The sequence below is a fragment of the Achromobacter sp. GQ309 genome (genome assembly GCF_059759315.1).
In genome coordinates this window covers 528,948-550,425 of record NZ_JCAXDP010000001.1, presented here as the reverse complement: position 1 = coordinate 550,425, position 21,478 = coordinate 528,948, and the positions used below count along the sequence as shown (strand labels likewise).

Sequence of the window (21,478 nt, the reverse complement as noted above, 5' to 3'; positions counted from 1 at the left end):
AGCCCCACCGTGCCCGACAGCCCGCTGCCGCTTTATCACAAGGTCTATCTGCTGCTGAAGCAACGGCTCGAAGCCGGCGGGTTCGCCACGGACAGGGCGATGCCCGGCGAAAACGCGCTGGCCGCCGAATACGGCGTGTCCCGCCTGACGATACGGCGCTCGCTAGATGCGCTGGCGGCTGATGGCCTCATCGAGCGGCGGCAGGGGCGCGGCACGTTCGCGGCCCCGCCGGCGCAGTTTCCGGGCCCGCAGCACGGCGCGGGTATCGACGCGCTGATGGCGCACCTGGCCCGCATGGGCATGCACACGCAGGTGCGCCTGCTTGAACTGGAAACCGCGCCCGCCCCGCCGCCGGTGGCGGCGCGCCTGGAACTGCTGCCCGGCGCACCCGTGCAGCGCGCCGTGCGCGTGCGCAGCCACGAAGGCCAGCCGTTTTCCTACTTGACCACGTTTGTGCCGGATGACATCGGCCAGCGCATCCGCCGTCAGGATCTGGACGCCAAACCGCTCTTGGCCATCTTCCGCGATCTGGGCGTGCGCGTGGCGCGGGCCGAACAGTCGATTTCAGCCGTGCTGGCCGAGCCCGGCATCGCCGAATTGCTGGAGGTGCCGGTGGGGTCGGCCCTGCTCAGCTTGCACCGGGTGGTGCGCGACGAGTCCGGGCGGCCGGTAGAGTGGCTGCATGCCCGCTACCGGCCAGACCGCTACGAATACCGCATGAACATGCAGGCGCACGACATGCCCGGCCAGCCGACGTGGCTGCCCGCGGCGGTCGCCACGCGGGCGGACGGAGGCTGATCGGCGCGGCACGCGCAAGGCGTCAATGGCGGCGGCACGCCCGCAGCTTCAATCGCCGCTAAAGCACGCGCATCAACGTGCCTAGCGCAGCAGACTGACCGTGGCCAGCCCCGCCGCCGTCAGCGCCAGTGACCCGGCCAGACTGAACCCGGCATAGCCCAGCGCGCTGACATATGCGCCACGCTCCAGCATCGCTACGGTCTCGGCCGAGAAGGTCGAGAACGTGGTCAGCCCGCCCATGAAACCGGTGATGGCCCCAAGCCGCACCCAGGCGGGCCACTCGGGATGCCCGGCCACCAGCGCCAGCACCACGCCTACCAGATACCCGCCCGCCAGATTGACCGCCAGCGTGCCCCACGGCCACGAGCCCGCATTCAGCCACAGACCGACCAGCCAGCGGGACCACGCGCCAAGGATCGCGCCCAGGCCCACGGCCAGGAAATTCAGGGGAACCAGCGTTTGATAGGCGGACATGGAGGTCAGACGGTGCCGTGTTGTTTGAGACGCAGGGAAAAGACCAGCAGCAGTATGCCGAAGAACACGGCATAGATCCCGATCACCCACACCAGCGCCAGCGCACCCGCGCCCGGCTGCATGACCAGCATGGCGCCGAAGGCCACCGACACCAGCCCGGAAAGGCCCAGCAGCCATTCGTTGCGGATGGCCTTGCGAAAGCGCACGGCGGCGATGATCTGGAATACGCCTGCGACGATCGCCCAGATCGCGATGATGTAGAGCAGGATCAGCGCCGTCAGCCCCGGCCAGAGAAAGGTGACGATACCCGCCGCCACGCCCAGCAGGCCCACGATGATCAGCGCCCATAGCGGTTTGCCGTTGTCGCGGATGCGGAATCCGGCGATCAGCGCCAGCACTCCGTCCACCAGCGCGAAAGCGCCCCACACCAGCACCAGCGCCGACAAGGTGATGGCCGGCATGAACATGGCCATGAACCCGAACAGGATGGCGACGACGCCGCGAAGCGCCACCCATCCCCAATGACGACCGATTTGATCCACGACTTGCTGTTGCAGCATGACGACCTCCGGTGTTTGCAAAGGGTGGCCTATCTTAGTCCCGCTGATCGGCCGGCGCACCCGTTCAGCCTGCGTTCAGCTTCGGCAAACAAGGCGCTTTCCGCCGAAATCGATTGAAATTTCCGTGCGCGAAAAGGCCTCGCTTTTTTAAGAGTAATTCTCATTAAATGCTAGAATCCGGCCGCTTCCTGCCCGACATTCCATGGACACCCAACCCGCTCCCCGCCGCCGCGCCTACTGGCTCAAGACACTGCATCAGTGGCACTGGATCAGTTCTGCGCTTTGCCTGCTGGGCATGCTGTTGTTCGCGGTGACGGGGCTGACGCTGAACAACGCGTCACACATCGAATCGAAGGCCGTGGTGACCAGCCGCGAGGCCCATCTGCCCGAAGCCCAACTCCAGCAGCTTGCCGCCGCGCCCGCGGCAAAAAAGGCGCCCCTGCCCGCCTCGGTCGCCGCCTGGCTGGACGAGACGCTGGACGCCTCGACGTCCGGCAAGACGGCCGAGTGGTCCCCCGACGAGGTCTACCTGTCGCTGCCCCGCGCGGGCGGCGATGCCTGGCTGTCCATCGACCGCGCCAGCGGCGATATCGAATACGAACGTACCGATCGCGGCTGGATCTCGTACCTGAACGACCTGCACAAGGGCCGCAACACGGGTCTGGCCTGGAGCTGGTTCCTGGACATCTTCGCCGTCGCCTGTCTGGTGTTCTCGCTGACCGGACTGGTGCTGCTCAAGATGCACGCCGGCAACCGCAGCGCAACCTGGCCCATGGTGGGGCTGGGCGTTGTGATTCCGCTGGTGCTGGCGCTGCTTTTCATCCACTGATTCCATCGATACGCCCTGGAGATTTCCATGCGCAAGTTGCTGTTGCCGGCGCTGCTCGCCGGCCTGATCGCACGAACGGCCCACGCCGCAGACATCGGCCTGTCCATCGAGGTCCCGCGTCTGGACGTGGCCGAATACCACCGCCCATACGTGGCGATCTGGATCGAGAACCCCGACCAGAGCGTGGCCACCGACCTGGCCGTCTGGTACGACGTGGCCAAGAAGAACAACGAAGGCACCGAATGGCTTAAGGACATGCGCCAGTGGTGGCGCCGCAGCGGCCGCAACCAGCAGTTCCCGGTGGACGGCGTCAGCGGCGCCACCAAGCCCGTGGGCAAGCACGCGCTGTCGTTTGACGCGGCCAGCAAGCCGCTCGCGCAGCTCAAGCCCGGCCAGTACGCGGTGGTGGTCGAGGCCGCGCGCGAAGTGGGCGGCCGCGAACTGGTGCGCATCCCCTTCCAATGGCCGCCGCAAAAGGCCGAGCAACTGAGCGCGCGCGGCGAACACGAACTGGGCGCCATCGCGCTCGACCTCAAACCCTGACCGGCCTCGTGACCAGCCCCTTTAGCAACGCAAGCAACGCAAGCAACGCAAGAAACGCAAGGAACGCAACGATGAAATCCGCCGCCAAACTGGCCGCCGCCCTGGCGCTGTGCCTGCCCTTTGCCGCTCACGCCCATGACGTCTGGATCGTGCCGTCCTCGACGGTGCTGTCGGGCACCGACAGCTGGATCACCGTGGACGCCGCGGTCGGCAACGACAAGTTCTACTTCAACCACGCGCCGCTGCGCCTGGACGGCCTGACCGTCACCGCGCCTGACGGCAATGCCGCCGAAGCCGAGAACATCAACCGCGGCAAGCTGCGCAGCACGTTCGACCTGCAGTTGAAACAAGCCGGCACCTACCGCGTTGCCGTGGTCAACGACGGCGTGTTCGCGCGCTGGAAGGAAGACGGCAAGAACAAGCGCTACTTCGGCAAGGTGGAAGGCATGGCGCAGGCCGTGCCGGCCAAGGCCGACGAGCTTGAAGTCTCGCAGAGCCTGGGCCGGGTCGAGACCTTCGTCACCGCCGGCAAGCCCTCGGCCGTCAAGCCCGTGGGCCGTGGCCTGGAGCTGGCGCCCGTGACGCACCCGAACGACCTCTTCACCGACGAAGCGGCCACGTTCCAGATGCTGCTGGACGGCAAGCCCGCCGCCGACCTGGACGTGAACGTCGTGCCCGGCGGCAGCCGCTATCGCGACAAGGTCGGCGAAATCCAGATCAAGACCGACAAGGACGGCAAGTTCTCGGTGAAGTGGCCGCAGCCCGGCCTGTACTGGATCGAAGCCGGCATGGAAGACGCCAAGGTCACCGTGCCGCAGGCCAAGAAGCGCCGCCTGTCGTACGCCGGCACTGTCGAAGTGCTGCAACCGTAAGGCAAAGGCGCGCGCGTGGCGACCTCTGCTTCCTTCGCACCGCGCAACGCGGCGGCCCCGGCCGTTCGCGTCGCCTATGGCGCAATGCCGGCGCGCCCGGCCGCGTTGGCCGGCGCCACCATGGGCACCACCTGGTCCGCGCGCCTGGCGCTGCCGGCGGGCGTGACCGAAGCGTCAGCGCGGCAAGGCATCCAGGCCGCGCTGGACCAGGTCGTCGCGCAAATGAGCACCTGGGAAGCAGACTCGGACATCACACGCTACAACCGTGCCGAGTCCGGGTGGCAGACGCTGCCGCCCGAGTTTTTCCATGTGCTGCATCATGCGCTGATGCTGGCCGAGGACAGCGGCGGCGCCTACGATCCCACCGTGGGGCCGCTGGTCAACGCCTGGGGTTTCGGGCCGCACCAGCGCGCCTTTGAACCGCCCTCTCCGGCCGCCATCCAGACCGCGCTTGATCGTTGCGGCTGGCGGCGCGTGCCGCTGGACCAAGACCGCCGCGCGGCCTGGCAGCCCGGCGGCGTCTATCTGGACCTGTCGTCCATCGCCAAGGGGTACGGCGTGGACCGCGCGGCGATGGCGCTCGATGCCTTGGGCATCACCGATTACCTGGTCGAAGTCGGCGGCGAGTTGCGCGCCCGCGGCAAGCGTCCCGACGGACAATCCTGGCGCGTCGCCATCGAAGTCCCCGACGCCAGCGACGACCATGCGCTGGCCTTGCCGCTGCACAACTGCAGCATCGCCACGTCGGGCGACTACCGGCGCCACGCCGGCGACGGCGATGCGCGCTACGCCCACACGATCGACCCGCGCACCGGCCACCCGGTACGCAACGCGGTCGCCTCGGTAACCGTGCTGCACCCCGTCTGCATGCAGGCCGACGCGCTGGCCACCGTGCTGACGGTGCTGGGCGAAGCCGAGGGGCTGGCCTATGCGCGCCGCCATGCCCTCGCCGCGCTGTTCATCGTGCGCAGCGAAGACGCCTGGCGCGTCGTCGCCACCCCGCAGTTTGAAGCCCTGGCCCTGGCCACCTGAATGCCCATGTTGCACACCCGATTCATCGCGGCAACGTGCGTGGTGCTGACCTGGCTGCTGCTGTGCCTGTGGGCCTGGCAACGCGCCCGCCGCCAGCATGCGCAACACGCGCTGGCGCTGCAGGCGCTGAGCGCACCCGCGCCCGAAGACGCGGTGCTGGTGGCCTACGCCAGCCAGACCGGCTATGCCGAGTCGCTGGCCATGCAAACTGCGGAATCTCTGCGCGCCGGCGGTCTGACCGTGCGCGTCGCCTCGCTGGACCAACTGGACCTTCAACGCCTGGCCGCCTACCGGCGCATGCTGTTTGTCGTCAGCACCTACGGCGAGGGCGATCCGCCCGATGCGGCCGCGGCGTTTGCCGGGCAGATGCAGCAGACGCCGCAGGGCGCCGCGCTGGCCGGCGCGCAATATGCCGTCCTGGCGCTCGGCGACAGCGAGTACGCGCAGTTCTGCGGCTTTGGCCACCGGCTGAACGACTGGCTGCACGCGCAAGGCGCGACGCCGTTGTTCGATCTGGTCGAGGTCGACAACGACGACGCGGCCGCGCTACGCCACTGGCAGCATTACCTGGGCCTGCTGGCCGGCCGCAGCGATTTGCCCGATTGGGAAGCGCCCGTCTACGACACTTGGCGCCTGGCGGGCCGGAAACTGCTGAATCCCGGCAGCCAGGGCGGCCCTTGCTATCTGCTGACGTTGTCGCCGCCGCCCGAGAGCACGGCAGCATGGCAGGCGGGCGACATCGCCGAAATCGGCCCCCGGCGCGAACGCGGCGGCGCGCTGGAGGCGCATCGTGAATACTCCATCGCTTCGCTGCCCGCTGACGGCGCCATCCAGCTGCTGGTGCGCCAGATGCAAGGCGCCGACGGCGCGCTGGGTCTGGGCAGCGGCTGGCTCACGCACATTGCGCAGACCGGCGACGAGATCGCCTTGCGTGTACGCACGAACCGAAATTTCCACCCGCCGGCTGACGACCGCCCGCTGATTCTGATCGGCAACGGCACCGGCCTTGCGGGCCTGCGCGCGCTGATCAAAGCGCGCCGCGCTGCCGGCCACCGCCGCAACTGGCTGGTCTTCGGCGAGCGCAACGCCGCTTGCGACGCGTTCTGCCGCGATGAGATCGACGCCTGGCGGCAAGACGGCACATTGGAACGCGTGGATGCGGTGTTTTCCCGCGACCAGCCCGAGCGCCGCTATGTGCAGCACTGCTTGCGCGAAGAGGCGGACGCCGTGCGCGCCTGGGTGGATGCCGGCGCCGCCGTGTATGTCTGCGGCAGCCTGCAAGGCATGGCGGGCGGCGTGGATGCCGCGCTGCAGGACATCCTGGGCGCCGACCGCCTGCAAGCCCTGCAGCATACGGGCCGCTACCGGCGCGACGTGTATTGACGACGCACGCGGCCCGCGTTTCCCGAGTCCCTACTGCAGCTTGATCTGCGCCCGCTCGATCACCGTCTTCCAGCGATCGCGTTCGGTGCTGATCTGCTCACCAAACTGGGCCGGCGTGTTGCCCAGCGGGAACGCGCCGGTCTCTTCCATCTTTGCCGCGGTCGCCGGATCGCGCACCGCGCGCGCAAAGGCATCCGCCAGCTTGTCGCGCACGTCGGCCGGCATGTTGGCCGGCCCCACCACGCCGTACCAGGCGGTCACGTCGTAATCCTTGTAGCCCTGCTCGGCAAAGGTCGGCACGTCGGGCAGTCGCGGATTGCGCGCCGTTCCGGTAATCGCCAGGGGTTTCAGGTGATTGCTCTTGACGTACGGCAGCGACGACGGAAAGTTGTCGAAGATCACCGGCACCACGCCGCCCACCGTGTCGGTCAGCGCCGGCGCCGAACCGCGATAGGAAATGCTGTTCATCTTGCCGCCGATGATCTGCAGGAACCAGATCATGCCCAGGTCGTTCACGCCGCCCGCACCCGCGTTCGCGTAGCCGTCCTTGCCCGGATTGGCGCGCACGTGGGTCACGAACTCGGCCAGCGTCTTGGCCGGGAAGTTCGGATTCACGCTCAGGATGTTGGGGCTGGTCACCAGATTGCTGATGGGCGTGAAGTCCTTGACCGGGTCATAGGCCAGGTTGGGAAACAGGTGCGGCGCCGTGCCGTGCGTGCTGACGGTGGCCAGGCCCACGGTGTAGCCGTCCGGCTTGGCGCGCGCGGTGGCCGTCATGCCGATGGTGCCCGACGCGCCCGTGCGGTTCTCTACGACAATCTGCTGGCCCAGAATTTCGCCTGCCTTGGCCGCGGCCACGCGGCCGACGATGTCCGTGGGACCGCCCGCCGGGAACGGCACGATCAGCGTGATGGGGCGGTCGGGAAAGGCGGCGTGAGCGGCCGGCAGCGCGGCGGCCAGCGCCAGGGCGGCGCAAGTCTTGCGGATCATGATGTTGGGTCTCCTGGTACGGCTGTTGTTATGGAAGGGGTTGGGCCGCGGCCTGATCGCGGCGAAGAATGCGGCCGGGCCGCGGGGTGTCTGCCGTGGCCGGAAAAACCGGCGTGCCATTGACCAGCACGTGCTCCACACCGGCAGACGCGAGCGTCGGCGCTTCCCAGGTGGCGCGATCGATCACCGTATCGGCATCGAACACCACAATGTCCGCCCACGCGCCCACGGCAATCCGGCCACGGTCCGCCAGCCGGAAGACGCGGGCCGGCAGCGCGGTCATCTTGGCCACCGCCGCCTCCAGCGTGACAAGCTGCGCCTCGCGCACGTAGCGCCCCAGCACGCGCGTGAAACTGCCCCACAGCCGGGGATGCGGATGCGCGTCATTGGGCAGGCCATCGGACCCGACCATGCAGCATTCGTGCTGAAAGATGCGGCGGACCTCGTTCTCGTCCATCGCGAAATAGATCGCCCCGGCCGGGCACAGGCGTTCGGCCGCCGTCGTCTTGTCGCAGCCCCAGCGCGCCGCAATGTCGCTCAGGTATTCGCCGTTGCATTCGGGATGTGGCGTCGACCACGTGATGCGGATGTCGTCGATGGTGTCGGCGCGCTCCGGGATCAGGATGGTGGAGCTGCCGGGATACGGGTAGATATCCAGCGCCACGTCCACGCCCTCGGCACGGGCACGGTCGATGTTGGCCAGCGTGGCGGCGCTTTTGCCCCAGTTGCGCGGCATCATGCACTTGTGATGCGACAGCACGGTCGCGCAGCCGGTGTTGCGGCCGATGGCCAGCACCTCGTCGACGGCCGCCTCGACCGCGTCGCCCTCATTGCGGATGTGGCTGGTATGCATCGCGCCCCGCGCCGCCGCCACGCGGGCCAGCCCTTCCAGTTCGGGCGGCTGCGCCACCCCGCCCGGTTGATACGCCAATCCAGTGCTGAAGCCCACGGCGCCCGCCGCCAGCGCGTCGGCCAGCATCTGCTGCATGGCCGCCTGTTCATCGGGCGTGGGCTGCGCGGTGGGATCGCGCATCGCGGCAAGGCGCAGATTCGCGTGCCCCACCAGCGCGGCCACATTGATGACGGGCTGACGCTCGCGCAGCTCGTCGAAATAGTGCGTCATGCTGGCAAAAAGCGGCGTCTCGCCCAACAGCGCCAGCGCCGCCGCGGTGTTGCCCGGCAGCGGTGCGGGCGCACCGCTGACGCCGCAATTGCCCACGACAACCGAGGTGATGCCCTGGCTCGTCTTCCACGCCAGATCGGGCTTTTCCACGAACATCAGGTCGTCGTGACCGTGCACATCGATGAAGCCGGGCGCCACGATCTTGCCCGCGACGTTCACGCGCGTGGCCGCGGGCACCTTCGACAGGTCCCCGATCGCCGCAATGCGTTCGCCCGCCACGCCCACATCGGCGCGCCTGCGCGGACCGCCCAGCCCGTCGATGAGCCAGCCGCCTTCGATGATCAGATCCAAAGTCTCCTGCATGGTGTTCCTGCCTTGGTGAAGGACCTAGTATCGTCCGCGCGATCAATCTGGAAAAATTGTTTTTATTGATCCATCTATCGCGTTTTGAAATGCATCGCCTGCCCAAGCACGTCACCTTGAAGCACCTGACCGCCTTTGTGGCGGTAGCCCAGGAGTCCAGCTTCACGCATGCCGCCAAACGCCTGTTCCAGACGCAGTCGTCCGTCACCAGCCTGGTTCGCCAGCTTGAAGACGCGCTGGGCACCCAGCTCTTTGCGCGCACCAGCCGGCGCGTGCTGCTGACGCCGGCCGGCGAGGAATTCCTGCCGCGCGTCATGCGGCTGCTGGCGGACTTTGACGGCGTGATCGAGGACGTGGTGCGTTTTGGCGCGCTGGAACGCGGACGCGTCGGCGTGGCGGCGGCGCCGTCGGCCATCACGCAGCTCATCGCGCCCGCCGCCGCCGTGTTCGCGGCGCAGTATCCGGCGGTGCGGCTTTATCTCAGCGACGACAACTCCGGCCGCATCCAACGCAAAGTGGCCGCGCGCGAGGTCGATTTCGGGCTGACCAGCCGCTGGGCCGACGCCCCCGGCCTGCAATTCGACGCCTTGCTCGAAGACCGCTTCGGTGTGCTCTACCGCCAGGACGACGCCACGCTGCGCCCGGCGCGCGACGGCGCCATGCGCTGGTCCGACCTGACCGGCCGCAAGCTGGTTGGAGTCGTAGATGAAACGGGCATCATGGCCCTGCTGCGCGCCCGCGCCGACCTGCCCATCGAGGCGGCGGCGCCGTTCTATGAAGCATCGAGCACCACGTCGCAGGCCGCGCTGGTCAAGGCAGGCATGGGCGTCGCGCTGCTGCCGGCGCTGGCCGCGCAACGCGTGATGGAGCCGGGGCTGGCCTACGCGCTGCTGGCCCGGCCCACGGTGGTGCGCACGCTATGCATCATCCGCAACAAGGAATACCCGCTGAGCCCGGCCGCGCAGGCGTTGATCGCATCGATCCACGAGTACCTGCGCACGGCCCAACTGCCCGCAGGCTGCCGCCGCCTGTCCGCCACACGGCGAAAGCACTAGGTGCGCGGGTGTCACCCGCGTGCTGACCGGCGCCGCCCCTGCGATCGGGTGTCAGACACCCGCGCGCAGCTTCTCGTCCAACGCGGCCAATCCCGCCGCGAACACGTTCTGCCCGACCGCCGCAGCCACATCGTTCAACGCTGCCCCCTCGACGCGGAAATCGGCCCACCATTGCACCAGCGTGCCGCCGCCTTCGGTGACCGGATGCAGCGACACGCCCGCGACATAATCGCGCATCGGAAGATCCGTCTCGATGATCGAATACCGCAGCTCGGTATTGGGATCGTCCAGCATCAAAAGCTGCTCCCGCACGAAGCCGGAAGGCTTGAGCGTCAGATGCCGCACCGAGCCCACGGCGTCATGGCGGCCGCCCGCTTCCAGCCGGCTCTCCGCGACGCCGGGATGCCAGCCTGCCAGGCCGTTGAAATCCCGGAACAGCGGCCAGACCTTGTTCAATGGCGCGTGGACGACAGCGGTGATGTGTACGGTATGCGGCATACGGGCTCCGTTATACGCAATGCGTGTCGAATAAGCCGAAAACTGCGGCGATGGGGATCAGAAGGTCAGGTTCTTGAATTCGCGCGTGGCGGCCGTCAGGGCCTGTTCGGTCGGCAGGCGTTCCATCGAGCTGGCGCCATAGAAGCCGTGGCAATGCTTGCACGCGCGCAGCACGTGGGCCGCATCGTCGGGCGTCGCGATCGGGCCGCCGTGGCACAGCACGATGATATCCGGGCGCACCGCCAGCGCGGCCTCGGCAATACGGTCGATGGCGCCCACGCAATCATCCAGCGTCAGCGCCGTTTCCGCGCCAATGGACCCGCCGGTGGTCAGCCCCATGTGCGCCACGATGATGTCAGCCCCCGCGCGGGCCATGGCCACGGCGTCGTCCTCGTTGAAGACGTACGGCGTCGTCAGCATGCCCTTTTGATGCGCCAGACGGATCATGTCGACTTCCAGCGCATAACCCATGCCGGTCTCTTCGAGATTGGCGCGGAAGTTGCCGTCGATGAGGCCGACAGTGGGAAAGTTCTGCACGCCGGCAAAGCCCTGCCGTTTCAGGTCGTCCAGGAACACGTCGAAATCGCAGAACGGATCGGTGCCGTTCACGCCGGCCAGCACCGGCGTCTTCTTGACCACCGGCAGCACTTCGCGGCCCATGTCCACGACGATCTCGTTCGCGTTGCCGTAGGCCAGCAGCCCCGCGAGCGAGCCGCGGCCCGCCATGCGGTAGCGGCCCGAGTTGTAGATCACGATGAGGTCGATGCCGCCCGCTTCCTCGCACTTGGCGGACAGTCCGGTGCCCGCGCCCCCGCCCACGATGGGCGTGCGCGCGCGCACCATGGCGCGAAACTTGTCCAGCAGTTCGTTACGGTCAAAACGCGGCATGGCGGCAGTCCTTCAATGTGCGGCAATTTCAAGAAAGTGGTCGACCGCCGTCCTGGCGAACAGCGGATCGTTGATGTGGCAAGGCACGCGGATCAGGCGGCGGTCCGCCGTCTGCCGCAGGTTGGCCTCCAGCGCGGCAAACAGCGCCGCGTCGGCCTCGGGATCCCAGAACGCCTGGCCCGGCGCATCCAGCGCGGACACGCCGCCCTCGGGAATCAGGAAGCGCACCGGGCCGTCGCAACGGTTCAGCCGGTCGGCGATCCATTCGCCCTGCCGCGTGTTTTCCTCTGCGGTCGTGCGCATCAGCGTGACCTGCGGGTTGTGGGGATAGAAGCGTCGGGCGCGGTAGCGTTCGGGCACGGTGTCCATCGCGCCGAAATTCACCATGTCCAGCGCGCCGCACGACCCGACATAGGGCGCGCCCGTGCGCGCCACCGCGCCAAAGCGGTCATCGGTGCAGGCCAGCACGCCGCCGAACAGCAGGTCGCAGACCTCAGTCGTGGTCAGGTCCAGCACACCGGCAAGCAGGCGGCTGTCCAGCAGCTTTTCCATCGACTGCCCGCCCGTGCCAGTGGCATGGAACACCAGACAATCAAACTGCGACTCAAGGAGCGGCGTGACTTGCTGCACGCAGGCCGTGGTGACGCCGAACATGGTGATGCCCACCGCCGGCCGGCCATCGTCAGCCGCCGCGGCCGACGACTGGCGGAACGCGCCGCCGATCGCGCCGGCCGCATTGGCCAGCACGCGGCGCGAGATGCGGTTCAGGCCCGCCACGTCGGTCACGGAATACATCATCGCGATGTCCGACGGTCCCACATACGGCGCGACATTGCCGGACGCCATCGTGGACACCATCACCTTGGGCGTGCCGATGGGCAACGCGCGCATGGCCGGCGTGATGAGCGCCGTGCCACCCGAGCCGCCCAGGCCCAGCAGCGCGCCGATTTCCGCGTTGCCGGCGGCGTAGCGCTCGAACGCAAGAGCCATGGCCGCAATCGCCGTGCCCCGGTCGCCCGTGAAGACCGCCGCGGCGCCGTCCGGGTGGCTGCGCGCGACCTCTTGCGCCGAGACCTGCGCGGCGCTGGGCGCGCCCGAGGTCGAGACATCCACCGACACCACGTCCAGCCCCTCGCGCCGGAGCAGATCCGCCACGTAGTCGGCCTCGTGGCCCTTGGTGTCGTAGGTCGCGGCGACAAAGACCCGCTGCTTGGTATGCGTCATGACTCCTCCGCGGGCGGCTACACTGCGTGCGCGCCTCGATATGTGAGGCCAAAGGCCCGTAGAATCCAGAAATGAGACGAAAGAATCATACTGAGACACCTGTCTCACGTCAATCCGAATCCCTCGCCCGCAAGGCGTCCTCGGCAGCGGCCGGCACGAAGCTGATCGCCCCCGCCAGCCCGCAGGCAGCCGCCAGCGGCGAACCTCCGCACGGGCCGCGCGCCCGGATGCGCAAGACCCTGCTCGACGCCGCCCAGCAATTGATGGCGCAAGGCGTCACGCCCTCGGTCGCCGAGCTGGCCGAACACGCGCAAGTCTCGCGCGCCACCGCCTACCGCTACTTTCCCAGCCAGAGCGCGCTGATCGCCGCCGTGGTGGACGAAAGCCTGGGCCCCATCCTCGCGTGGAATTCCGATGCGCCCGACGCGGCGGCGCGCGTCGACGAGCTGCTGCGCTTCGCGTATCCGCGACTGGCGGCGCACGAGGCGCCGCTGCGCGCTGCCATTCAGGTGTCGCTGCAACAGCATGCGCAGGCCAGCGCCGGCAAGGCCGGCGCCGAGCCCCAACTGGTGCGCGGCCACCGCGTCGACATCCTCAGGCGCGCCATCGCACCCCTGGCCGCCGACCTGACACCGGCGCAGCAGGACCGCGTCGCGCAGGCGCTGTCGCTGGTGTACGGCACCGAGGTGTTCCTGGTGCTCAAGGACATCTGGAAGCTCGACCTGCCCGAGGTCACCGATGTGGTGCGCTGGACCGCGAACGCCATCATCACGCAGGCGCTGGCCGAAGGCCGAGCCGCAAAAAAATAGCTGCTGAAGACAACGCCAGGCGCACGGAAATCGACATCCGGCGCGCCACTGTCATTCCCACGTCATTCCCCGCCCGCATAGTTGCGCGCTTTGCGGCATGCGCGTTGCATGCCGACATGACGTTGGAGTGTTGTAGATGCAGTTCGAAGTATCCCGCCTGCGGCGAGCCATCATGCCCTTGTCGCTGGCTTGCGTGACCCTGCTGAGCGCCTGCGGTGGCAGCGATGACGATGACGAGGTGGTCACCCCTGAGCCGACGCCGCCCGTCGTGACCGACCCGACGCCGCCCGCAGAGCAACCCAAGCCGGTCGAAACGGGTGCGTGGTCCACGGGCGATCTGCACGTGCACACGTTCCAGTCGGACGACGCGCAGGTCAGCCTGGAAAGCGCGCTGGATCAGGCGTTCGACCGCTACAAGCTGGACTGGGCCGCCATCTCGAACCATCTGCGCCTGTCCGCCCGCGACCATACCGGCGTCAACCTGCCCGGCGGATCGATCCCGTTCTCGCAAGGCATGGCGCAGTACGAAGTGCCCTACATCAAGCAGGCGCAGGCCGCGGGCCGCTACGCCGGCAAGATCATCTTCTCGTCGTTCGAATGGGACATGCCGACGCATGACCACGTGAACATCGGCATCGGCTACAACGATCCGCAGTCGCCCAAGTCGCTGGAGGCCGTGGCCGAGTTCGAGTACCTGTTCACCAACCGTGATCCCAACCTGTTCGACCCGCTGCTGGTCTCGCGCCTGTCCGGCGAAACGCGCGCGTTCACCACGCACGCCGACTCGCTGGCCGCGCTGAAGTGGCTGCGCGACAAGTACCCCGACAGCTACATGCTGCTGAACCACCCGTCGCGCTACGCGGGCAAGTACACGATCGCCCAGCTGCGCGAGATGAACGACCTGGCCCCGAGCGTCTTCTTCGCGATCGAAGGCATGGTCGGCAACCAGATGGAGCCGGACCGTGGCGGCTACGCCACCGCCTACACCAACGCCTTCCTGCCCAACCGCACCTATGGCGGCGCCGATTACCTGGTCGCGCACCTGGGCGGCACGTGGGACGCGCTGCTGGGCGAAGGCCGACGCATCTGGAACGTGGCCGATTCGGACTACCACTTCCGCACGAGCCAGGGTCTGTACAGCAGCGGCTACGCGCCCGGCGAATACTCGAAGACGTACGTCTGGAAGGACGGCGACGACATGGCGGCCGTGGTCACGGGCCTGAAAAGCGGCCGCATGTTCGGTGTCTTCGGCGACCTGATCGACGCGCTGGACTTCCAGGCCAAGGGCGCGGCCGGCGCCGTGCACATGGGCGGCGAACTGCAGGCGGCCAAGGGTGAAACCGTCGAGGTCACGATCCGCTTCCGCAGCCCCGAGCGCAACAACTACGAGTACCCGATCGAAAGCGGCAACCCCACCTACGTCAAGCCCACCGTCAACCACGTGGACCTGATCGTCGGCGACGTGACCGAACGCGCCGCACCCGGCACCCCGGAATACGACGCCGACACCAACCCCACGACGCGCGTACTGGCCCGCTTCACCAAGGCCGACTGGAAGGTGGACGAAGATGGCTACAACGTCATCACGACCACGATCAAAGCCGACAAGAGCCAGTACCTGCGCCTGCGCGGCACCAATCTTGGCGTGGACGTGGCAGGCGAAACCGCAGCGGGCGAACCGCTGCCGGATGCGAAGGTCGATTTTGCCGACAACGCGGCGCGCTTCAACGCCATCAACGCCCGCAACTACAACGACCTGTGGTTCTATTCGAACCCGGTGTTCGTGACGGTCGCGAAGTGATGTGATTGCCCAGCGCCGCGCCGATCTGTTCGGCGCGGCGGCGCGTCGGCGCTACGGCGCAGACAAAAAAATGCCCGGCTACGCGCCGGGCATTCTGCTTATTGCAGCGCGATCACTGCAACGTGCGGGTGAAGACGAACTGGCCATCCTGCCAATCCACCGGGACCACGTCGCGCGGACCGAACCTGCCTTCCAGGATCAGACGCGCCACCGGGTTCTCGATCTGCTGCTGGATCGCACGCTTCAAGGGGCGCGCGCCAAACACCGGATCGAAGCCGGAGCGGGCCAGTTCGGCCAGGGCCGGTTCCGTCACTTCCAGCCGCATCTCCTGCTTTTCCAGGCGCTCGCCCAGACGGCGAAGCTGGATGCGGGCGATGGACTCGATGTGCTGCGCTTCCAGGCCATGGAACACCACCACTTCGTCGATGCGGTTCAGGAATTCAGGCCGCAGCGTCTGCTTCAGTTCATCCCACACCACTTCCTTGACCACGTCGTACGGCTGGCCAGCCAGCGTCTGGATATGGTGCGAACCCAGGTTCGACGTCATGACGATCACCGTGTTGCGGAAATCGACGGTGCGGCCCTGGCCATCGGTCAGGCGGCCGTCGTCCAGCACTTGCAGCAGCACGTTGAACACGTCCGGATGCGCCTTTTCGACTTCATCGAGCAGCACCACGCTGTAGGGCTTGCGCCGCACGGCCTCGGTCAGATAGCCGCCCTCTTCGTAGCCCACGTATCCGGGCGGCGCGCCGATCAGCCGCGCCACCGAATGCTTCTCCATGAACTCGCTCATGTCGATGCGGATCATGTGCTCTTCAGAGTCGAACAGGAACTCAGCCAGCGCGCGCGTCAGCTCGGTCTTGCCCACGCCGGTGGGGCCCAGGAACAGGAACGAGCCATACGGCCGCGCCGGATCCGCCAGCCCCGCACGCGAACGGCGGATGGCGTCGGACACGAGGCGCACGGCCTCGTCCTGACCCACCACGCGCTTGTGCAGGAACTCTTCCATGTGCAGCAGCTTTTCGCGTTCGCCCTGCATCATCTTCGACACCGGAATGCCGGTGGCGCGCGACACGACTTCGGCGATTTCCTCGGCGCCGACACGCGTGCGCAAGAGGCGCGGACGCAATTCGTCGCCTTCGGCGTTTTCGGCGGCCTCGGCAGCGCCCACCTCGGCGGCCTTCAGACGTGCCTCAAGATCCGGCAGCTTGCCGTATTGCAGCTCGGCCAGCTTGTCGAATTGGCCCTTGCGCTGCAGTTCCGCCATTTCGGCGCGGACGCTGTCGATCTCTTCCTTGATGGCTTGCGTGCCTTGCACCGCGGCCTTCTCGGCCTTCCAGATTTCCTCGAAGTCGTTGTACTCGCGCTGCAGCTTTTGCAGCTCGTCCTCGATGACGCCCAGGCGGCGCTTGGAGGCGTCGTCCGTTTCCTTCTTGACGGCCTCGCGCTCGATCTTGAGCTGGATGATGCGGCGGTCCAGCTTGTCCATCACTTCCGGCTTGGAGTCGATTTCCATGCGGATGCGCGCGCCGGCTTCGTCGATCAGGTCGATGGCCTTGTCGGGCAGGAAGCGGTCGGTGATGTAGCGATGCGACAGCTCGGCGGCCGCGACGATGGCCGGGTCGGTGATCTCGACGCCGTGGTGGATTTCGTAGCGCTCCTGCAAGCCGCGCAGGATGGCGATGGTGGATTCCACGTCGGGTTCGTCGACCAGCACCTTCTGGAAGCGCCGCTCAAGCGCCGCGTCCTTCTCGATGTACTTGCGGTATTCGTCCAGCGTGGTGGCGCCGATGCAATGCAGCTCGCCGCGCGCGAGCGCCGGCTTGAGCATGTTGCCCGCATCCATCGCGCCTTCGGCCTTGCCCGCACCCACCATGGTGTGCAGCTCGTCGATGAACACGATGTTGCGGCCGTCGTCCTGGCCCAGCTCTTTCAGCACGGCCTTCAGGCGCTCTTCGAACTCGCCGCGGAACTTGGCGCCCGCCAGCAGCGCCGCCAGGTCCAGCGACAGCACGCGCTTGCCGCGCAGGGTCTCGGGCACTTCGTCGTTGACGATGCGCTGCGCCAGGCCTTCGACGATGGCGGTCTTGCCGACGCCGGGTTCGCCGATCAGCACGGGATTGTTCTTGGTCCGGCGCTGCAGGATCTGGATGGTGCGGCGGATTTCGTCGTCGCGGCCGATGACCGGATCCAGCTTGCCCTGGCGGGCTCGCTCGGTCAGGTCCAGCGTGTACTTGGAAAGGGCCTCGCGGTTGGCTTCGCCTTCGGCGCCCGACACGTTCTCGCCGCCGCGCACGGCGTCGATCGCCGCTTCCAGGGCCTTTTTCTGCAGGCCCGCGTCGCGCAGAATGCGGCCGGCTTCACCCTTGTCGTCGGCCAGCGCGAGCAGGAAGAGTTCGCTGGCGATATAGGTGTCACCGCGGCGGGAGGCTTCCTTGTCGGTACGGGTCAGCACGCCCTGCAGGTCGCGGCCCACCTGCACGTTGTCTTCGCCCTGCACCTGCGGCAAGCCCTTCAGGGCGGACTCCAGGGCCGGGCCCAGTCGGTTGACCGCCACACCGGCACGCGCCAGCAAACTGCCCGCGCCGCTGTCGGAATCCGACAACAGGGCGGACAGCACGTGGACAGGTTCGATGTAGGGGTGGTCGTTGCGGGCGGCCAGACTTTGGGCGTCTGCCAACGCTTGTTGAAACTTGGTCGTCAGTTTGTCGAATCGCATAATGGTCGTATTGGCTTGTGGGGAGCCTGACCGATCCGTGCCGGCTGGCTCGATAACCTGAATATGTGGCCGGGTGAGACAATTTCAACACCCGGCGCCTCTCATGGTCTTCTTCGACGTGCACCAGCAAACAGAGCAATGAGCATATACGTTTTTGTGTACGGCACCCTACGGGCCGGCGAAATCAACGACCTCGCCCGGGCGGCCGCAGCGCGCGGTTTGCCGGCCGCCAGCCACGTCGGCGCGGCCAGCGTGCCCGGCATGCTGGTCGATTTTGGCGACTGGCCCGGGCTCATCCCCGTGCAGGACGGCCGGCGCGTGCGCGGCGACGTTTTCCAGGTGGAACCGGCGTTGATCGCCCTGATGGACGAGATCGAGGAATATCAGCCCGGCAAGCCCTGCTGCTTCGTGCGCCGCACGGTTACCGCCAGTCTGGAAGGCGCCGGCCCGACCAGTCTGCTGCCCTGCGAGTACTATCCGATCGACCCCGCGTTTCGGGCCGCGGCGGTCGATATCACCGGGGAAGACTGGATTGCTCATCGCCTTTCCAGAACAAAGCAGGACGCCCGGTAAGACACCCGTAGTAACAACGGACTACAATAGACGCCTGTCTCGTGCTTCACACCCGTTCCGGCGCCCGCCGTGCAATGGGCACTCTAAAGGTCATCGTATGCAAAAACGGGTCCCCATTGCCCCTGATGCCGCCCACTGTTCCACGTGCATGCTGGGTCACGTCTGCGTTCCCGTGGGCATGGCAGCCGCCGAAGTCGAAAAGCTGGACGAACTGGTCAAAGAGCGCGTCCGCGTGGAAAAAGGCAAGACGCTCTTTTCGCTGGATCATCCGCTCGACGCCGTCTACGGCGTGCGCTTCGGCAGCTTGAAAACGCAACTTGAAGACGCCACCGGCCAGATCCAGATCACCGGCTTCCATCTGCCCGGCGAGATCGTCGGCATGGACGGCATGCTGGATGGCAAGCACGTGTCGGCCGCCGTGGCCCTCGAAGATTCCGAGGTCTGCGTCATCCGCCTGAACGAAGTCGATCGCGTCGCGTCGCACCTGCCGTCGCTGCAACAGCAATTCCGCCGCCTCATGAGCCGCGAGATCACCCGCTCGCACCAGATGCTGGCGTCGCTGGGCTCCATGCGGTCGGAACAGCGCCTGGCCGCATTTCTGTTGAACCTCTCGCAGCGCTATGCGTCGCTGGGCTACTCGTCCACCGAGTTCGTGCTGCGCATGAGCCGCGAAGAAATCGGCAACTATCTGGGCCTGACGCTGGAAACGGTCAGCCGTCTGTTCTCGCGCTTTGCCCGCGACGGCCTCATCAAGATCAACCAGCGCGAAGTCCGCATCCTGGACCTGCCCGCGCTCAAGCAACTGCTGGGACTCGAAAGCTGCTGAGCGGTCGCCGCGCCATGCGCCGCGCGCCTGCCACATCCCTGACCCGCACGGCGCTGGCGGCCTCGCTCGCCCTGGCCACCCTGCTGGCTTGCGGCGCTGCGCATGCGCAGACGCCGCTGCCCGACCCCTACGACTACGACGAAGCCACGCCCGTGCCCAAGCGCGCGGCGCCGCTGCGCTGGCAGGCGGTTGAACTGGGCCGCCCCGGAAACCGGTACAAGATGCCGGTCTACGCCAACCGGGATCTGGCCAAGGACGACCTGCGCGGCATCAAGCAAGTGCTCATCGTCATCCACGGCGTCAAGCGCGACGCCGACAACTACTACGAAACCGCCGCCGCGCTGGTCGCCGCCGACCCGGCGCGCGCCGGCGACACGCTGGTGCTGGCCCCGCGGTTTTCCGGCTCGATCGACTCGGGCTTCGCGGGCATGGCCGCCTGGCGCAAGGCCAGCTGGGAAGACGGCCAGGAAAGCGTCCAGGCCACGGGCCGGCCCGCCCCCGTCACCTCGTTCCAGGTTTTGGACGACCTGCTGCGCAGCCTGGACGACCGCAAGCGCCTGCCGTCGCTCGCCGGCCTGGTGCTTGCCGGCCATTCGGCCGGCGCGCAGTTGGTGCACCGGTATGCGGTGCTGAACAACGTGGACGGGGTGTTGCGACGCGACGGCCTGACCCTGCGGTACGTGGTCGCCAACCCCTCTTCCTACCTGTACCTGACCAACGAAAGGCCACGCGCCGACGGCAAGGGCTACGCGCCCTACGAGCGCGGCATCTGCCCCACCTACAACCAGTACAAGTACGGCACGGACAAGCTGCCCGCCTACGCCGGCGAATCCGACGATTCCCGCCTCTTCGTGCGCTACGCGGCGCGCGATGTGGTCTACCTGCTGGGCGGCGCGGACAACAACCCCGAGCACCGGCTGCTGGACAAAGCCTGCGGCGCCGAAGCCCAGGGCGCCACCCGGCTGGCGCGCGGCACGGGCTACGTCCAGTACGAGCACGTGCTGGCCGCCCGAGGCTCCAAGCCCGTCCCCCTGCGTCACAGCGCCTTCGAAGTCGGCGGCGTGGGCCACGACGGCAAGCGCATGTTCGGCTCGGTCTGCGGCGTGCGAGCGCTGCTGGGCGGCGACGCCCCGGCCAGCAACACCGCCGCGGCCTGCGACATCATCAAGCCGCGCGGCAAGTAACGCGCTTCACCCCTAGGGAAAGTCCGAAGCCATCGCGCTTGACACGCGCTTGTGGCAGACCTAAAACTTAACCTTATGGTTAAGTTAAATGATGATGGTCTCGATGCCATCTTCTCCGCGCTGGCGGATGGCACGCGCCGCCGGGTGCTGGCGGACCTGGAACAGGGCTCGGCCTCGGTCAGCACCCTGGCCCGACCCCACGCCATATCCCTGCCCGCCTTTATGAAACACCTGCGGGTGCTGGAAGAGGCCGGCCTCATCGCGCGCGCCAAGGACGGGCGGGTCGTGCGCTGCACGCTGTCTCCCGAACCCATGCGCGCCGCCGCCGGCTGGCTGGCACGGTACGAAAGGTTCTGGACCGGCCAACTGGATTCGCTGGCGCGATATCTCTATCACGAAGAGGAAATCCACCCATGGAAAACCGAATCTCCCCCCTCGAGCTGCGGCTCCAGCGCCGCTTCGACGCCCCCGTCGAACGCGTCTGGCGAGCCTGGACCGACCCGCAAGCGCTGATGCGCTGGTTCGGCCCGGCAGGCACGCAACGCGTGTTGCTGGCCGAAACCGATGTGCGCGTGGGCGGCGCCTATGAAGTCGGCTTCATCACCGCAGACGGCGGGGAACACTACGCCAGCGGCCGCTACCAGGAAGTCGCGCTGCATCGCCGTCTGGTGTTCACCTGGGCATGGCGCGACACGCCGCAGGAAACCTCACTGATCACGCTGGACTTCACCTCGGCACACGGGGGCACCGAGCTTGCCTTCCTGCAGACACCGTTCGTCGACGAAGCCACCCGCGACGGCCACGAGAATGGCTGGTCCGGCGCCATGGACCGGCTGGCGGACCACCTGGCCGGCAAGGCCTGAACCTGGCGCCCCGGACCTGTCCGCCGGATCCGAACTTGACCCCCGGGTCCAAGCGCCCGGCACGCAAAGGA

The 21,478-nt window shown here is 67.4% G+C and carries 22 protein-coding genes; 14 read left to right on the top strand and 8 right to left on the bottom strand.

The genetic code is table 11. The annotated features are described in order from the left end of the window. Nucleotides 1–9: 9 nt before the first annotated feature. A complete protein-coding gene (locus AC6CIE_RS02590) occupies nt 10–798 on the top strand; it encodes a GntR family transcriptional regulator (protein ID WP_498091032.1) in 789 nt (262 codons plus the stop codon). An 81-nt stretch (nt 799–879) separates the two neighbouring features. Here the strand turns inward: AC6CIE_RS02590 and AC6CIE_RS02585 are convergent, their stop codons facing one another. Together AC6CIE_RS02585 and AC6CIE_RS02580 are read right to left on the bottom strand one after the other, a co-directional pair. Further along, the gene (locus AC6CIE_RS02585; protein WP_175123518.1) at nt 880–1,272 is read right to left on the bottom strand and encodes a fluoride efflux transporter CrcB; all 393 of its coding nucleotides are present in this window, start codon (nt 1,270–1,272) and stop codon (nt 880–882) included. Between the two features lie 5 nt (nt 1,273–1,277). Continuing rightward, nucleotides 1,278–1,832: an HdeD family acid-resistance protein gene (locus AC6CIE_RS02580; RefSeq protein WP_056562763.1), complete on the bottom strand. Its 555-nt coding sequence runs from the start codon at nt 1,830–1,832 to the stop codon at nt 1,278–1,280. 202 nt (nt 1,833–2,034) lie between these two features. Between AC6CIE_RS02580 and AC6CIE_RS02575 the strand changes: the two genes are divergently transcribed. The 5 genes from AC6CIE_RS02575 (at nt 2,035) to AC6CIE_RS02555 (ending at nt 6,491) form a co-directional block, all read left to right on the top strand. Beyond that, nucleotides 2,035–2,661 (top strand): PepSY-associated TM helix domain-containing protein, encoded by a 627-nt coding sequence (locus AC6CIE_RS02575; protein ID WP_498091030.1) that lies wholly within the window; start codon nt 2,035–2,037, stop codon nt 2,659–2,661. A 27-nt stretch (nt 2,662–2,688) separates the two neighbouring features. Next, nucleotides 2,689–3,204, top strand: a complete 516-nt coding sequence (locus tag AC6CIE_RS02570; protein ID WP_056562769.1) for a DUF2271 domain-containing protein — start codon at nt 2,689–2,691, stop codon at nt 3,202–3,204. Nucleotides 3,205–3,275: 71 nt separating this feature from the next. Next, a complete protein-coding gene (locus AC6CIE_RS02565; protein WP_175123521.1) occupies nt 3,276–4,076 on the top strand; it encodes a DUF4198 domain-containing protein in 801 nt (266 codons plus the stop codon). Between the two features lie 84 nt (nt 4,077–4,160). Beyond that, a complete protein-coding gene (locus AC6CIE_RS02560) occupies nt 4,161–5,108 on the top strand; it encodes an FAD:protein FMN transferase (protein ID WP_175123694.1) in 948 nt (315 codons plus the stop codon). Nucleotides 5,109–5,114: 6 nt separating this feature from the next. Next, the gene (locus tag AC6CIE_RS02555) at nt 5,115–6,491 is read left to right on the top strand and encodes a sulfite reductase subunit alpha (RefSeq protein WP_498091028.1); all 1,377 of its coding nucleotides are present in this window, start codon (nt 5,115–5,117) and stop codon (nt 6,489–6,491) included. A 30-nt stretch (nt 6,492–6,521) separates the two neighbouring features. Here the strand turns inward: AC6CIE_RS02555 and AC6CIE_RS02550 are convergent, their stop codons facing one another. Beyond that, complete coding sequence (locus AC6CIE_RS02550) at nt 6,522–7,481, bottom strand: tripartite tricarboxylate transporter substrate binding protein BugE (RefSeq protein ID WP_175123523.1); 960 nt, start codon at nt 7,479–7,481, stop codon at nt 6,522–6,524. A 28-nt stretch (nt 7,482–7,509) separates the two neighbouring features. Continuing rightward, nucleotides 7,510–8,967 carry an N-acyl-D-amino-acid deacylase family protein gene (locus tag AC6CIE_RS02545; RefSeq protein ID WP_218344709.1) on the bottom strand — a complete coding sequence of 486 codons (1,458 nt, stop codon included), beginning with the start codon at nt 8,965–8,967 and terminating at the stop codon, nt 7,510–7,512. 89 nt (nt 8,968–9,056) lie between these two features. On the opposite strand from AC6CIE_RS02545, the gene AC6CIE_RS02540 reads away from it, so the two are divergent. Next, entirely contained in the window at nt 9,057–10,022 is a 966-nt protein-coding gene (locus tag AC6CIE_RS02540) for a LysR family transcriptional regulator (protein ID WP_498091026.1), read from the top strand. 51 nt (nt 10,023–10,073) lie between these two features. On the opposite strand, the gene AC6CIE_RS02535 is transcribed toward AC6CIE_RS02540, so the two are convergent. The 3 genes from AC6CIE_RS02535 to AC6CIE_RS02525 are packed head-to-tail and all read right to left on the bottom strand — an operon-like array spanning nt 10,074 to nt 12,632. Continuing rightward, a complete protein-coding gene (locus tag AC6CIE_RS02535) occupies nt 10,074–10,520 on the bottom strand; it encodes an SRPBCC family protein (protein ID WP_175138420.1) in 447 nt (148 codons plus the stop codon). A gap of 57 nt (nt 10,521–10,577) precedes the next feature. Next, a complete protein-coding gene (locus AC6CIE_RS02530) occupies nt 10,578–11,408 on the bottom strand; it encodes a phosphoenolpyruvate hydrolase family protein (protein ID WP_175123527.1) in 831 nt (276 codons plus the stop codon). Nucleotides 11,409–11,420: 12 nt separating this feature from the next. Continuing rightward, nucleotides 11,421–12,632, bottom strand: coding sequence for a Tm-1-like ATP-binding domain-containing protein (locus AC6CIE_RS02525; RefSeq protein WP_218344705.1), 1,212 nt, complete (start codon nt 12,630–12,632; stop codon nt 11,421–11,423). Between the two features lie 161 nt (nt 12,633–12,793). Here AC6CIE_RS02525 and AC6CIE_RS02520 point away from each other — a divergent pair, with 161 nt between their 5' ends. Further along, nucleotides 12,794–13,441 (top strand): TetR/AcrR family transcriptional regulator, encoded by a 648-nt coding sequence (locus AC6CIE_RS02520; RefSeq protein ID WP_239215820.1) that lies wholly within the window; start codon nt 12,794–12,796, stop codon nt 13,439–13,441. A 136-nt stretch (nt 13,442–13,577) separates the two neighbouring features. Next, complete coding sequence (locus AC6CIE_RS02515; protein WP_498091024.1) at nt 13,578–15,242, top strand: CehA/McbA family metallohydrolase domain-containing protein; 1,665 nt, start codon at nt 13,578–13,580, stop codon at nt 15,240–15,242. A gap of 112 nt (nt 15,243–15,354) precedes the next feature. On the opposite strand, the gene clpB is transcribed toward AC6CIE_RS02515, so the two are convergent. Next, on the bottom strand, nt 15,355–17,961 hold the full coding sequence (gene clpB, locus AC6CIE_RS02510; protein ID WP_498091022.1) for an ATP-dependent chaperone ClpB: 2,607 nt from the start codon (nt 17,959–17,961) through the stop codon (nt 15,355–15,357). A 138-nt stretch (nt 17,962–18,099) separates the two neighbouring features. On the opposite strand from clpB, the gene AC6CIE_RS02505 reads away from it, so the two are divergent. The 5 genes from AC6CIE_RS02505 (at nt 18,100) to AC6CIE_RS02485 (ending at nt 21,407) form a co-directional block, all read left to right on the top strand. Continuing rightward, nucleotides 18,100–18,534 (top strand): gamma-glutamylcyclotransferase family protein, encoded by a 435-nt coding sequence (locus tag AC6CIE_RS02505; protein ID WP_218344703.1) that lies wholly within the window; start codon nt 18,100–18,102, stop codon nt 18,532–18,534. Between the two features lie 97 nt (nt 18,535–18,631). After that, nucleotides 18,632–19,360, top strand: coding sequence for a fumarate/nitrate reduction transcriptional regulator Fnr (gene fnr, locus AC6CIE_RS02500; RefSeq protein ID WP_175123532.1), 729 nt, complete (start codon nt 18,632–18,634; stop codon nt 19,358–19,360). A 14-nt stretch (nt 19,361–19,374) separates the two neighbouring features. Beyond that, the gene (locus tag AC6CIE_RS02495; RefSeq protein WP_239215773.1) at nt 19,375–20,544 is read left to right on the top strand and encodes a hypothetical protein; all 1,170 of its coding nucleotides are present in this window, start codon (nt 19,375–19,377) and stop codon (nt 20,542–20,544) included. A gap of 75 nt (nt 20,545–20,619) precedes the next feature. Beyond that, a complete protein-coding gene (locus AC6CIE_RS02490; RefSeq protein WP_498091020.1) occupies nt 20,620–21,057 on the top strand; it encodes an ArsR/SmtB family transcription factor in 438 nt (145 codons plus the stop codon). Next, nucleotides 20,958–21,407 carry an SRPBCC family protein gene (locus tag AC6CIE_RS02485; RefSeq protein ID WP_498091018.1) on the top strand — a complete coding sequence of 150 codons (450 nt, stop codon included), beginning with the start codon at nt 20,958–20,960 and terminating at the stop codon, nt 21,405–21,407. The genes AC6CIE_RS02490 and AC6CIE_RS02485 overlap by 100 nt, the downstream gene beginning before the upstream one ends. Nucleotides 21,408–21,478 lie beyond the last annotated feature (71 nt).